Origin of the sequence: Leucobacter sp. Psy1, from assembly GCF_020096995.1 — a bacterium.
Taxonomy (GTDB): domain Bacteria; phylum Actinomycetota; class Actinomycetes; order Actinomycetales; family Microbacteriaceae; genus Leucobacter.
This window is the reverse complement of record NZ_CP083692.1, coordinates 1,823,825-1,837,132: the sequence shown is the minus strand read 5'-3', so window position 1 is coordinate 1,837,132 and position 13,308 is coordinate 1,823,825. Positions and strand designations below refer to the sequence as shown.

General features: G+C 69.2%; 12 protein-coding genes and 3 tRNA genes. 6 read left to right on the top strand and 9 right to left on the bottom strand.

What is annotated here, in order from left to right; all coding sequences use genetic code 11:
- Window positions 1–11: 11 nt before the first annotated feature.
- The 4 genes from K8P10_RS08585 to K8P10_RS08570 are packed head-to-tail and all read right to left on the bottom strand — an operon-like array spanning window position 12 to window position 4,261.
- Window positions 12–1,913 (bottom strand): DUF2207 domain-containing protein, encoded by a 1,902-nt coding sequence (locus K8P10_RS08585; RefSeq protein ID WP_224778523.1) that lies wholly within the window; start codon window positions 1,911–1,913, stop codon window positions 12–14.
- 52 nt (window positions 1,914–1,965) lie between these two features.
- Window positions 1,966–2,457 carry a GyrI-like domain-containing protein gene (locus K8P10_RS08580; RefSeq protein ID WP_224778522.1) on the bottom strand — a complete coding sequence of 164 codons (492 nt, stop codon included), beginning with the start codon at window positions 2,455–2,457 and terminating at the stop codon, window positions 1,966–1,968.
- Between the two features lie 30 nt (window positions 2,458–2,487).
- A complete protein-coding gene (locus tag K8P10_RS08575; protein WP_224778521.1) occupies window positions 2,488–3,012 on the bottom strand; it encodes a DUF3817 domain-containing protein in 525 nt (174 codons plus the stop codon).
- The gene (locus K8P10_RS08570; RefSeq protein WP_224778520.1) at window positions 2,975–4,261 is read right to left on the bottom strand and encodes a heparan-alpha-glucosaminide N-acetyltransferase domain-containing protein; all 1,287 of its coding nucleotides are present in this window, start codon (window positions 4,259–4,261) and stop codon (window positions 2,975–2,977) included. The genes K8P10_RS08575 and K8P10_RS08570 overlap by 38 nt, the downstream gene beginning before the upstream one ends.
- Window positions 4,262–4,365: 104 nt before the next feature.
- Between K8P10_RS08570 and K8P10_RS08565 the strand changes: the two genes are divergently transcribed.
- From K8P10_RS08565 to K8P10_RS08555, 3 genes are read left to right on the top strand one after another with little or no spacing between them, the layout of a single operon-like run.
- A complete protein-coding gene (locus tag K8P10_RS08565; RefSeq protein WP_224778519.1) occupies window positions 4,366–5,235 on the top strand; it encodes a glycosyltransferase family 2 protein in 870 nt (289 codons plus the stop codon).
- Window positions 5,235–6,245, top strand: a complete 1,011-nt coding sequence (locus tag K8P10_RS08560) for an acyl-CoA dehydrogenase family protein (RefSeq protein WP_224778518.1) — start codon at window positions 5,235–5,237, stop codon at window positions 6,243–6,245. Before K8P10_RS08565 ends, K8P10_RS08560 begins: the two co-directional genes overlap by 1 nt.
- Window positions 6,242–7,717, top strand: coding sequence for a bifunctional PIG-L family deacetylase/class I SAM-dependent methyltransferase (locus tag K8P10_RS08555; protein ID WP_224778517.1), 1,476 nt, complete (start codon window positions 6,242–6,244; stop codon window positions 7,715–7,717). Before K8P10_RS08560 ends, K8P10_RS08555 begins: the two co-directional genes overlap by 4 nt.
- Before the next feature lie 63 nt (window positions 7,718–7,780).
- Here K8P10_RS08555 and K8P10_RS08550 read toward each other — a convergent pair whose 3' ends face one another.
- Window positions 7,781–8,860, bottom strand: coding sequence for a hypothetical protein (locus tag K8P10_RS08550; RefSeq protein WP_224778516.1), 1,080 nt, complete (start codon window positions 8,858–8,860; stop codon window positions 7,781–7,783).
- Between the two features lie 191 nt (window positions 8,861–9,051).
- Between K8P10_RS08550 and K8P10_RS08545 the strand changes: the two genes are divergently transcribed.
- From K8P10_RS08545 to K8P10_RS08535, 3 genes are all read left to right on the top strand, one after another.
- Window positions 9,052–9,936 (top strand): SDR family oxidoreductase, encoded by an 885-nt coding sequence (locus K8P10_RS08545; protein WP_224778515.1) that lies wholly within the window; start codon window positions 9,052–9,054, stop codon window positions 9,934–9,936.
- A 67-nt stretch (window positions 9,937–10,003) separates the two neighbouring features.
- A complete protein-coding gene (locus tag K8P10_RS08540; RefSeq protein ID WP_224778514.1) occupies window positions 10,004–11,182 on the top strand; it encodes a MarP family serine protease in 1,179 nt (392 codons plus the stop codon).
- A complete protein-coding gene (locus K8P10_RS08535) occupies window positions 11,179–11,808 on the top strand; it encodes a DNA-3-methyladenine glycosylase I (RefSeq protein WP_370631830.1) in 630 nt (209 codons plus the stop codon). Before K8P10_RS08540 ends, K8P10_RS08535 begins: the two co-directional genes overlap by 4 nt.
- 50 nt (window positions 11,809–11,858) lie before the next feature.
- Here K8P10_RS08535 and K8P10_RS08530 read toward each other — a convergent pair whose 3' ends face one another.
- The 4 genes from K8P10_RS08530 to K8P10_RS08515 form a co-directional block, all read right to left on the bottom strand.
- Window positions 11,859–12,665: a hypothetical protein gene (locus K8P10_RS08530; protein WP_224778513.1), complete on the bottom strand. Its 807-nt coding sequence runs from the start codon at window positions 12,663–12,665 to the stop codon at window positions 11,859–11,861.
- A gap of 259 nt (window positions 12,666–12,924) precedes the next feature.
- Window positions 12,925–12,996, bottom strand: a tRNA-Val gene (locus tag K8P10_RS08525).
- A gap of 30 nt (window positions 12,997–13,026) precedes the next feature.
- A tRNA-Cys gene (locus K8P10_RS08520) sits at window positions 13,027–13,097 on the bottom strand.
- A gap of 45 nt (window positions 13,098–13,142) precedes the next feature.
- Window positions 13,143–13,218, bottom strand: a tRNA-Gly gene (locus K8P10_RS08515).
- Window positions 13,219–13,308 lie beyond the last annotated feature (90 nt).

The window sequence follows — 13,308 nt, the reverse complement described above, 5'->3', positions numbered from 1 at the left end:
GACCGATCGCCTCAGCGTCCGCCTGCCGCGCCGCCACCTCCGCCGCCCCCGACGGAGCCGCCACCCGTGGATCCGCCGCTGCTGCTCGACGAATAGCTCACCGATGTGCTGATGGAGCTGACGACGTCGGAGACCGCCGTGCCGACGCCGCCGATAGCGTGCCCGGCGAGGAACGGGTACCAGGTCACCGGCGTGTCCGGGTTCGAGCGGTACCAGCTCTCGAGCACCGAGCCCCACTCCTTCTCGAGGCCGAAGAGCATGGCGTAGGGGAGGAGCTTCTCGTACAGGTGGATGACGTTGACGGACCCGTTCTCGAGACGTTCGGCGCCCTCGTAGGACTGCAGCATTCGCAGGCGATCTGCCTCGGCGACCTTGATGAACATCTCGACGCCCTCGAGGTACTCGCGGGTCTCGGCGCCCGAACGCGTGTGGACTCGGTGCTTCGCCATCGCCGGAATCGCGAAGACGAGCGCGAGCACGCCCCCGACCAAGCCGAGCACGGTGCCGGCGTTGGCCCCGCGGAACATGAACCCGAGCACCACGAGGACGGCGAGCACGGCGACGATGCCGAGTGCGACCCATCCGAGGATACGGCCGACTCGGCTGCGCTCCTTCGTGAAGTAGCCGCGGTCGAGCCCCGCCTTCGCCGCGGATGACTTGAGGTTCGGGATGCGCTTGGCGAGTTTCTCGTTCCGCTTCGAGAGGTCGAGCAGCGCGCCGTTCGCGACCGAGGAGAAGAGGGTCGACACCGAGAGACGGTCGAGCGGGTCGCCCGCCCGGTCGACGTCGACCAGCCTGACGGCGAGCTGAGCCTTTCGCTTCTTCCGCTTCGCTCCCGGCGCCTCCTCGAAACGCGCGGTTCCGTTCACCGCCAGGTGCACCATCTGCGCGGCGATCGGATCCTTCGAGCTCGCCAGGATCGTCGATGCGAGGATCGGCGGGAGCGACGCGGGCACGTCGTACTGCGGCACGATCGTTCCGCGGCCGTTGTTCCGGTGGCGCCGCGCCATGAGCCCGGCAGCAGTGACGCCCGCAGCGGAGACGCCGAGGGCGCCGACCGCGACGAGGATCGGTGCCACGTCGTAGGCGAAGTTCGGAATGCGCTGCGAGGGCTGCACGACGGTGTCGGGATCCATGCCGATCGCAACGGTGACGCCCTCCGCTGCGTCGAGCGCGAGCGGGCCGACCGTCGCGTCCCCGCCGGAAACGGTGATGGAGCACTCCTCGGTACTGCCGGCGACGCCGGAATAACAGCGCTGGTTGCCGTTGAGATGCTCGGCGAGCTCGGGTGCGAACGCGATCCGGGCAGTGAAGGCGGTGATCGGCTGCTGCCGTGCAGAGGGCGCCAGGTCCCAGTGGAACTCGTCAGCGGTGCCGTCGTCTCGCGCGAGCACCACGTCGCTGAGGGTGTACTCGATGACGTAGGTCTGGCGCCCGTGCACGTAGTCGTCGTCGCCGGTGAGCACCGCGACGTACGGCGCGTCGTTCGTCTCGTCGGTGCCCCGCTCGACATCGAACGGCACGTCGTCGCCGTTCTCGTCGGTCACCGAGAAATCACGGGGATCCGTCGACGCGCCCTGGTAGTCCCGGGGCAGCGAGCGCACGATGCCCTTGTTCTGATCGTCCTGGGGGAACCGTGCAGTGAGTCGCTCGGTGACGTGGGCCTGGGCGCGCCCCTCCGCGTCGAGGGAGAGCGCGTATTCGACGTCCCAGCTGTCGTAGCTGAAGTCCTCGACGTTCGCCGCGGCAGGTGCGGCGGTGGCGAGCAGCGGGGCTCCGATGACGGCCGCGGCTGCCGCCGCGACCAGGAATCCGAGGAGCCGCGTGGACCATGGGCGACGCGTGGGCCGTGGACGACGCCTGGACGGGCCGGGAGATGGTGCGAGAAGAGGCGCAGCGCTGGTCGACGACATGTCGGTCAGCCTAGAACACCCTGACCGCCGCTGCACGGCGGCCATGCCGCGTTTACTCCAGGAGCGTGTAGATGCGGGTCTCGTTGAGCGCCGGATCCCCGCCGGGCTCCGGTTCCGTCAGATACTGCTCCCAGCTGAGGTCGGTCGGGGTCAGCCCCTGCTCCGCGACCCAGCCGTGCAGGTGCGCGTAGGCGTCGCCCAGCTGAGCGTAGTCTCCGCGCACGAACAGCGTCGCTGCGCGTCCCTCCGGGAGCGTCTCGGCGGTCACGCCGCCGCCATCGACGGTCGACTGGACCGAGGCGAAAGGTGCAGCGAGGGGCACAGCGGCCGAGATGTCGATGGTCTCAGTCGGCTCCCCGTGGGTGACCCCCAGGGCGGGCCCTGCCGGCTTTACGCCCGCGGTCTCCATCGCGGCGAAGATCGCGGGGAAAGCGCGGTCGAAGAGATTCGGGATCCCGCTCATCGGCACACGGTCGCGCACGACGGCGAGGTGCTGCTCGGGGCAGCGGACGATTTCCGGGGTGTCGAAGGCACTACCGGTCATATTGCTGACTCCTCCACCCACCGGTGGACCTTACCCCGCAGCACCGCGGGGGACCGGTGGTCCGGCCCACAGTAGCACCAGGAACACGGCCGTCACCAGGGCGAGCGCGGTCAGCATCGCGATCCACGGGTGGCGCAGCACCCACGCCTGCAGGTGCTCGAGCGGGCCCTTCGGACGGGCGCCGCCCGGGCGCAGCCGCCACCCTCCCGTCAGCGCGCCGCGGCGATCGATGACGAGTTCGAACGGCACTGTTGCGAAGGGGATGATCGATGCCAGGAGCCCCAGCAGCCCGGTGAAGGGCCGCCACCGCTGGTTGATCCAGACGAAGACCGTGATGGCGCAGTAGGCCAGGAAGACGAACCCGTGCACGCCGCCGGCCGGTCGCACGGCAGCATCGGTCACATCCAGTGCGCGGAGCACGAGGGCGGCGATGAGGCCGGCCCAGGTCGCGGCCTCGAGAAAGGCGAACGTGCGGAACAGGGCGCGCGGGCTCACCCCCGTTCTCGTGTCGTCGGCGTCAGCGGTCGGTGCGGTCGCGGTGTCGCGGCTGCTCATGGGTGTCTCCCGGGTCGCGTCGGTCGGAATCGGCGGCGGCCGATCCTGACCGATCGTATCGAGCGGGGATGGCAGGGTCCCGTGAGGAGCTAGAGGGGCTCGCCATGCGGATCGCGGCCCAGCGTGTCAGCCGTTCGAGTGGCCCGGTGCCCACCAGGATCGCCCAAGCGGTCGATGCGGCGAGCAGCCCGACGGTCATCCCGAACCAGAGTCCGTTGTCGGGCTGTTCCTCGTGGGCGGTGCCGATGGTGGCGAGGATGAGGACGATGTGCGCCGCGTATGCCGTGAGCGGCATCGAGCCGAGTGCGGCGATGGGTAGGACCACTGGGCGCAGCGGGCGTGCGACGAGCAGGCAGAGTCCGAGCACGGCGATCGCGAAGCCGCCTGACCCGATGATCTCGGGGGTGCCGCCGGAGTGCGGTTCGACGCCGAACGCGGCCCAGGCCACCGTCTCTTCGGGCTGCATCGTCGCGACCATCGCCCAGTAGCCTTCGGGATCGCCGGCCGCGAGGGCGGAGATCCAGGAGTGCTGCGAGACCGCGAACCAGTCGACGGTCTCCAGCCAGGTTTCCGCGAGCGCACCGACCGCGTATCCGAGGACCGCGAGTGCCGTGCCGCCCAGCAGGAGTGCGAGGGATGTCGATCGGCGCTCAGGGTGCGATCTGCCGATGATGAGGCCGACGAGCATGAGCGCGAGCCACTCGGGGAGCGGGTAGTTGCCGAACAGGACGAGCGCCATTCCCGGCCCGTCCGCGTCGAGGGAGAGCGCGCCGATGAGTCCCAGCGCTGCAGGAGACAGGAGCGCGAGCCCGACCGCCCATGCGGCGAGCGCTCTTCGCCGCAGTCCGAGGAACGGGATGGCGACGACGAACAGCGCGCCGTACACCGAGAGGATGATCGCGGCGCCCGTGTTCAGGAGTTCGAGTACGGTGCCGATGGCGAAGACGGTGACGCCGCGTCCGAGCATCTGCAGCCTGAGGGTGCGCACCTGTGCGACGTCGCCGAAGTCGGTGCGGCGCGACAGGAGCGCGATCGAGATCCCGGCGACGATGGCGAACAGGATCGACGAGCGTCCGTTGACGAGGTCGCCCCACGTCTCGGGATCCGACCACTCCAGTGTCTCGGCGACGCCGACGTGCGCCCCGATCATGCCGATGACCGCCAGTCCTCGTGCCACGTCGACTCCTATGAGTCGCGGTGGTCGCCCGAAGGCGGCCAGCCGCTCCCTGGGGCCGCCTCGGGTGCTCATGCTGCGACGGTACCACCGTGAGCCGGACGCAGGCCGCTACTGGATACGCGAGCACCGACGCAAGGGCCTGTCGCTCGCACTGCCGGGTTTCTACACTGATGCATATGCTCGTTCGCCCGGAGCTCCTCGCGGATGCGCTGCGCGGGCGCGAGGGTGCGCGGATGGGGCCGATGCAGAGGATGAGGGGGACGATGATCACGTATCGGGTCGACATCGTGATTCCCGCGCGCGACGAACAGGTGCTACTGCCGCGTGCCCTCGCCTCGGTCGAACGGTCGATTGCGGTCGCCGCCGATCACCTCAGAGCGCCGCAGGCGCTGTCGCGCCGGTCGCCGACGTGCGTGCCAGGGGTGGCACTCGATCCCGGCGCACTGGACGCTCGGGTCACCGTCGTCGCCGATCGGTGCTCGGACGGCACGGTCGCTGTTGCGAGGCGCCATGCGCACCGCGTACTCGAGGTGCGGGCCGACTCCGTGGGCGACGCGCGGCATCGTGGCTGCGCAGCGCCCTGGGGGCCTGGATCCGAACTTGGTGCAGGTGGGGGACCGGACGGGGCCGGGTCGGCGGGCTCGTTGCTGCTGGCGACGGATGCCGATTCGACGGTGCCAGAGCACTGGGTGATCGAGCACCTGCGCCATCGGGAGGACGGCGCGGAAGCCGTCGCCGGTACCGTCGCGGTCGCCGACTGGGATGAGCGGGATGCCGGACTCGCGGAGCGCTATCGGATCGAGTACGCGCGTCGCGACGACCACGTCCACGGCGCGAATCTCGGCATCAGCCGTGAGGCATACGGGGCGCTCGGCGGATTTCGTGCGCTGCCGGTCGGCGAGGACCAGGATCTCATCGACCGCTGCCGCGCCTCGGGTCGCCGGGTCGATACGTGCAGCTCGGCACCCGTCGTCACGTCGGCGCGCCGAGCCGCTCGCGCACCCGACGGATTCTCCGACTACCTCAACGCTCTGGAGCTCACGTGATGGACGACCGATTCGCTGCAGCACGCTTCGATCCCGCAGCGTTCGACACCGCTCGCGGATGGATCCGCGATGGGCGGGCGGCCGTGCCCCTGCCGGGTGCCGGTGAGACGTGGAAGCGGTGGAGCCGTCTGCTGGAGCTCGGCCGAGCGGACCTCCCCGCGGCGCGCATTGTCGAGGCCCACGTCGACGCCGTCGCGATCCTCGCCGAGCTGGAGGGGCCCGAGCAGGTACTCGTCGGACCGGACGACCTGTGGGCGGTCTGGGCTGCGGAGCCGCCGAAGCCTCGGGTGTCGGCCACTCGCTCTGCACGGTCCTGGACGCTCGACGGCACCAAAGCGTGGTGCTCGGCCGCGTCGTTCGCGACCCACGCGCTTCTCACCGCCGATGCGGATCCGGAGAGGGTTCCGCGCCTCTTCCGCGTCGACCTCCGTGACCCCGGCGTGACGCCGCAGCCGCGCCGATGGGCCTCCGCAGGCATGGCATCCACGGACACCGGTGCGGTCTCGTTCGACGGGGTCCGCGCTCACGCGGTCGGCACGCCGACGGGGTACCTCGAACGCGCTGGATTCTGGCACGGCGGCATCGGGGTCGCGTGCTGCTGGTGGGGCGGCGCGCAGGGACTGATCGATCTGATGCACGAGCGGCTTCGTGCGCGGAGTTCCGAACTCGCGGAGGCCCACTTGGGGGCGTGCGTCGCCTGGGACACCGCGATCACCGGCGCGCTCCGTGCCGCCGCCTCCGATGTCGACGCGGCACCCGATGATCTGCCGGGTGCGCGTCGGCGTGCACTCGCGCTCCGGTCGCTCATCGATCGGGCCTGCACCGACGTCATCACGCGTTTCGGGCGGGCGCTGGGGGCCGGACCCTACGCCACAGACCCGGTCGCGACGCAGCGCATCGCCGACCTGCAGGTGTACGTGCGGCAGTCGCACGCGGAGACCGACGAGGCCGAACTGGCCCGGCTGACGCTCGCCGAGTGCTCGCGTTGGATCGTCGAGGAACCCCGATGAGCGCGAGCAGTGAGCGTTTCGCGGCGTGCCCCCTGTCCGACCCGGGTACGGCGCAGGAGGAATGGGTGAGTGCGACCGAGCAGCTCCACACCCTCGATACCGCGAACTGGGCCAGGGTCGTGCTCGCGGTGGCCCACCCGGATGACGAGGTGCTCGGCCCGGGCGCGCTGATCGCCGACCTCGCCGCGCGAGGGATCGATATCGAGACGATCATCGCGTCACGCGGCGAGGGCGCGATCCCCGGTGCTGACGAGGACGCCCGCGAGGCCCTCGCCCACGTGCGCCGACAGGAGTCCGTGCGCGCTGCCGCAGTGCTTGGTGCTCCGACCCCGCTGTTTCTCGGCCTGCCAGACGGCGGCCTGCACGATCACGAGGCTCGCATCGCTGAGGCGATCGCATCTGCGGCGCGACGGGATGCCGCGGCAACGCCGGACCGGCGGGACTCAGGGGACCTCGTGGTGCTCGCGCACTGGGCCCACGACGGGCACTCCGACCACGAAGCCGTGGGACGCGCGGCCATGACCGCGGTCGAGCGACTCAGGGAAGCAGGGCATCGGATCCGCCTCGTGGCCTTCCCCGTCTGGGCGTTGCACTGGGATACTCCGACAGGAGGGTACGTGCCATGGGCGCATGCCGTGCGCAGCGTCGTCAGTGCCGAAGCCGCAGCCCGGAAGCAGTCGGCGGTGCAGGAGTTCACATCTCAGAACGAGGCATGGCCCGCGGGGAGCGATGCCGCTCCCGTCATGCCCGAGCACGTGGTCCGTCGCCTCGTCGAGACCCCCGAATGGGTGATCCCCGAATGGGTGATCCCCGAGTGGGTGATCCCCGAGCCGCTCCCGCCGACTCGGGAGCCGGTCGACTCGCGGGCTCACCTCGAAGGGCTCTACGCGAGAGACGTCGACCCGTGGGATCTGGAGACATCGGCCTACGAAGCGGAGAAACGTGGGGCGACACTCGCCGCGATCCCGCATGACCGTTACCGTCTCTGCTTCGAACCCGGGTGCTCGATCGGCGTGCTCACCGTCGAGCTGGCGCAGCGGGCCGATCGCGTCTTGGCATGGGACCCCGTCGAGCGTGCGCTGGAACGGGCGCGCGAGCGCGTCTCCGCGAGCGCACGACAGGGGGAGCCGGACGCCAGGCGTGTGCGGCTCGAGCAGCGCGCGCTCAGCGCGGGCGGATCCGGATCGGAGACGGAACTCGGCCCTCACGGCGCCGACCTCATCGTGCTCTCCGAGATGCTCTACTTCATTCCGCACGCCGAGCTGAGGCCGATCCTCACTGGTCTCGTGGAGCGCGCGGCTCCCGGAGCGCACATCGTCGCGGTGCACTGGAGACATCCGGTCGCCGGGTGGCCGGAGGGCGGTGCGGCGACGCACGACGCGCTGCTCGCCGTGCCCGGACTCACGCACCTGCACCGGGACGCGCAGAGCCGGGACTACCTCATCGACGTGTGCCAGGTCGAGCGGCGCTGACTCGTCTGCCCGCGCTGACTCGCCTCGAGGCGCCGACCCGTCTTCCCGCACCCACCCGAGACTTCACGAGCCGTCGCCGCGATCCTTCGCATAGCTCTCGGAGTACGTCCTCTGGCGTTCCCGCTGGCCGTGGGTGAGCTGTCGCAGGTCGATCGATGAGTCGAAGCTCGAACCGAGCGCACCGGCGACTGTGCCCATGGCCGCGCTCAGCCACGCGATGTCGAGGTAGTTCGTGAACGACGCCTCGTGCCCGAGCACTCCCGACATGAAGTCGGGATCGATGACGATGAGCGAACCGACGAGGATCAGCAGCACGAGGCACAGGTACAGCGCCAGCATGCTGATCGCGAGCGTGAGGATCGTCGACATGTTGTAGAGCAGCACGACGGTCATGAACCGCTCGTGACGGGGCCGATCCCAGAGCCCCTTGCCCCACATGAGCCATGCCCCCATCGATGTCATCGCCAGGAGTCCGATGAAGAGCAGTCTCGGGGTCGAGAGCGCGTCGGACATCTGCCAGATCGAGTGGTAGAAGATGCCGAACGCACCGGTTGCCGAGGCGGCGGCGAGCGCGCTCGAGAGCTTCGGTACGGCGCGCCAGGGGTCGTTCGCGCGGACCATGCCGAGTACGGTGCGGGGGCCGCCGAGGAAGGTGTCGGCGTGGAGGCCCCAGCTTCCCGTGTCCGGGTCCTGGGTCCACGAGGCCCAGCGCAGCCCGAAGCGCTCGGGGTCGCGGTCCTCCGTGGTCGGCGAGAGCCGGATGACGCTGTCGACGAGGGTGCGGAGGATGCGTTTCTTCGTCGTCCACGCGCCGAAGGTGGGGCAGGAGAGAACGCCGATGTTCTGATCGGGGTAGATCTCGGCCATGAGCGGCTTGCCGTGGGTGTGGCGGGGGATTTCGGTGAGGAGGAGGGTGACGTCGACCCGGTCGTATTCCTCGGCGATGGAGCGGGCGTCACTGAAGTCGAGGGCGTTGTCCGGGTCGATCTTCACGAGTTCGGTGGCGGTGTACACCTGGACGGGCGGGCTGAACACCTCGCCGAGGATCCGCTGGAGGTCCTCCTGCACGGCCTCCGCACGGCGGGTCGGGAGGCCGGGGTCGGCGACCAGGAGCACGCTGATGCCCTCCTCCGGGCTGGACACGCTTGAGGAATCGCCTGCGGTATCACGGGGCTCGGGCACGGCGTCGGGAGTGTCTGGGGAGTCTGGGGCTGCTGGGGGCACTCAGGCAGGATCCCGGTGCGCGCGAAGTGTGTCAAGCCCGTTGACCCGCGCCACTCGCATCTGGCAGCGTCGGAGGACCAGTTGACCAGGAACTCGAGGAGGCGCACCGCATGTCCGATCAGATTCCCGATCCGAGGACCGCTCACGAGATGGGAACGCCCCGGAACGACGAGATGTCGCAGCCGGGACTCACCGATGAGACGGATCCGACCCCTGACCACGGCGAGTACACGTATCAGGGGCACGAGCGTCTGAGCGGGCGGCGCGCGCTCATCACGGGTGGTGACTCCGGCATTGGGCGGGCTGTGGCGCTCGCCTATGCCAGGGAGGGTGCCGATGTCGCCATCGCGCACATGCCGGAAGAGCAGGAGGACGCGGATGAGACGCTGCGCCTCGTGCGCGAGGCGGGCCGTCAGGGTGTCGCGTTCGCCGGCGATGTTCGGGAAGAAGCGTTCGCGACCGACATCGTGGAGCGCACGAGAGACGAACTCGGCGGCCTCGACATCCTCGTCCTCAACGCGGGGTACCAGCGCGACATCGGTGAGTTCGGCGAGATCGATCTGGAGCGCACCCGGCGGGTCTTCGACACGAACCTGTTCGGGCTCCTCTGCACCGCCAAGGCAGCGTTCCCCGGATTGAAGCCCGGAGCGAACATCATTGTCACGGCGTCGATCCAGTCGTTCAACCCGAACCCGACGCTCATCGACTACGCGATGACGAAGTCCGCGCAGGTCGCGCTGGTCGAGGGGCTGGCGCAGGAGGGCGGTCCGCGGGGGATCCGCGTGAACGCCGTCGCGCCAGGACCCATCTGGACGCCGCTCATCCCCGCCACCGGGTGGGACGACGAGAAGGTCAAGAACTTCGGATCGGACACCCCGCTCGGCCGACCCGGGCAGCCAGCTGAGGTCGCAGGGGCGTACGTGTTCCTCGCATCGAACGATGCAACGTACATTTCCGGAGCGGTCATCCCGGTCACGGGAGGGAAGCCACTGTAAGCGGTCCTGTGCGCGCTCACCGGGACTTCCCACCTGAGGGGCCGACGACGCCCATAGGCTGAGAAGCATGGCCGTGGGACTCCTGCTCGACATCATCGTGATCGTCGTGGGCATCGCCGCGGTGGTGACGGGCTGCGCGCGCGGCATGCTGCGCGCGCTCGGGTCCTTCGCCGGACTCGTCGCCGGGGGCGCGGCGGCGCTGTTCGTCATGCCGATGGTCTCGACTCGCGTCGAGGTCGCCGGGTGGAACGTCGCCGCGGCGCTGCTCGCAGGGCTGTTGCTCGTCGGACTCGGGATCGGCATCGGGGAGGGGATCGCGCGCGCGATCCGCAGACCGGTGCACCGGGTCGGCCTGGGACCCGTGGAGCGCCTGCTCGGCGGGGTGGTGTCCCTCGCCGTGGTGTGGGCGACGCTCGTCATCTTCGCGATGAGCGTCGGATCCCTCGGTATCCCGGGCGCCACGCAGGCCGTGTCATCGTCGAAGATCCTGAGCTTCGTAACGGGAGCGACACCGGCGCCCGTCGAGTCAGCGCTCTCGCGCTTGCGGTCGATCGTGATCGAGGACGGGATTCCGACCGTGCTCGACGCAGCGGGCGCCGGAACGTCGGAGGTGCCGAACGCTGACGCGGACACCGCGGCACTCCGCACCGCATCGGAGTCGGTGCCGCGCATCACCACGAACGCACCGAGCTGCAACGCCATGGGTTCCGGCAGCGGTTTCATCATCGACGAGGACACCGTGATGACCAATGCGCACGTCGTAGCCGGCGCTCGGGACGTGGTCGTCGAGGCTCCAGGCGCGTACCCACGCTCGGCGAGCGTTGTGTACTTCGATCCGAACTCCGACATCGCGGTGCTCGATGTGCCGGGCCTCGGGGGAGATGCGCTGCCGTTTGCGCCGACCCCCGAGACCGGCAGCACCGTCTTCTTCCAGGGATACCCGTACGGCGGTCCGTTCACCTCCCGAAGCGCCGCGGTCGACGGAACCCAGGAGACGATCGTGAACGACATCTACGAGCGCTCGACCGTGACGCGCTCGGTGACCCGGATCGCAGGCAACGTCGAACCGGGGAACTCCGGTGGGCCCCTCCTCACCGGTGACGGGGCCGTCGCCGGGATGATCTTCGCCCGCTCCGATGCGTCGGCGAACGTCGGATACGCGCTGTCGATGGAGGAGATCAGCCCGGTCCTCGCTCTCGCCCCCTCGCTCGATCAGCCCGTCTCCACGGGGGCGTGCTCCTCGTGAGCGCCGAGTCCGCAGGCGGCGGAATCGTGAGCTCGAGCGGAGCGATCCTCGGAGACGACGGCCTGCGCCGACCCCCGTGGGCGAGCATCGATCCGATGCTCCGCGACTACTACGACCGCGAGTGGGGCATGCCGGTCCGCGATGAGCAGGGCATGTTCGAGCGCATCAGCCTGGAGGCGTTCCAATCCGGGCTGTCGTGGGCGACGATCCTGCGCAAGCGAGAGGCGTTCCGCGTCGCCTTCGACGGGTTCGAGCCCGACCTCGTCGCCCGCTACACCGACCGAGACGTCGCACGACTCATGGCGGACGCCGGCATCGTGCGGAACCGCGCCAAGATCACCGCCGCCATCACGAACGCGCGTGCGACGATCGACCTGCGCGCACACGGCGGTCTCGTCGACTTCGTGTGGTCGTTCCAGCCCGAGGACACGCCATATCCCAGGTGCGTCGACGAGATTCCGACGCGCTCACCCGAGTCGGAGGCGCTGGCCAGGGCACTCAGGCGGGCAGGGTTCGCGTTCGTCGGCCCGACGACGATGTACGCCCTCATGGAGGCGACGGGCATCGTCGACACGCACCTCGTCGACTCGCACCGCCGGGGCACGTCGGGAGTCTGGCCGGACTGAGGGGTCAGGCGGTGCTCGGCGCGGAGGCCTCCGGGCGGCCTCCGGCAGTGTCAGTCCAGGGCGCTCCACGTGGTGTCGAGGTCGATCAGCCAGTGATTCTTCAGCGTGAGCGCACGCTCGGTCGCGGCGAGAATGCCCGCGACGAGCAGTGTCGTATTCAGCCATGCGGGGAACTGGAACGGAGACGTGAAGACGCCGAAGCGTTCGGCGATCGGCGGGATCTCCGTGATCATCTGCAGCCCCTGCGGCAGACCGGTCACGAGGCCCACGAGCAGCACCACGATCGCCACGGCGCCGATGAAGCGGCTGAGCCCGGGGAAGTTGTGGGCGATACGGGCTCTGACCCCCTCGGGCGAGCGGCGGTGGGGGCGGAGCATGATCGGTGCTTCAGCGTCGTGGGTGGGTACGTAGTGCATCCGCGTGAGCCCGTACGAGCTCCGGGCGACCTCGATCACCCCTCCCGGCACGGGAAAGGAGGCCGGCAGATTGGAGCGGGCGACCTGCACCCCGTCGCGGTAGAGCGCAGCGGGGATTCCCTGAGAACGTTCTTCCTCCTCCGCCTCCTCGTCCGAGCCGAGGATCTGCTCGGTGAGCCGCTCGCCGACGATGTCTTTCAGCCAGGCGTTCTTCTCTGAGGGCTCCTTGCGAGCGATCTTCTCTGCGTAGTGGCGCACATCGACCGCGTAGACGTGATCGGGCGTGGCGGTGTCTGGGCCTGTCGCCCGCTCGTGAAGCCTGATGAAGAAGAGTGACCGGCTCCCGAAGAAGTCACGGAAGCGGAAGTCTCCGAGGGCGCTGCCGTCCCCGGCCCGCACCCTGCCGAGCTGCCGCTCGCGTCGCCATCGTTTGAAGCTCATGTCACCACTCCACCAGACCGCTCGCTCGATGTGGAGTCCCGAGTGTCACGATCCGATGTGACGCGGTGTCACGGTGGTGGATGCTCGCCATGCCTGCGCACAAGATCGACGTTCCGCGAGATGGATCCAGACCCAGGCTTCGAGCACATCGTCGATCTCGAGGCGGAGGTGCGTGACGACACCCCACCGTTGGCTCGGAGGCGACGTGGACTGCACCCGAAACGACTGAAGCCCCGGCGTCTGCCGGGGCTTCGAGGAGTGCGCGATACTGGGATCGAACCAGTGACCTCTTCCGTGTCAGGGAAGCGCGCTACCGCTGCGCCAATCGCGCCTAAAAGGCTATTCAGTTGTTCTTGCAGCGAGGTGGCGACGGGATTCGAACCCGTGTATACGGCTTTGCAGGCCGCTGCCTCGCCTCTCGGCCACGCCACCGTAGTGGTTGATACCACAAGTGTACCGGGGTTCCCCCCGGTTCACTGGAGCGGATGACGAGACTCGAACTCGCGACCCTCACCTTGGCAAGGTGATGCGCTACCAACTGCGCTACATCCGCATGTCCACGTTGCCGTGTACCTGGATTACTTTAGGGGAGAGACGGTGCCTCCTGCAAATCAGGGTCGGTTCTCCGGGCGTGGCGGGTAAC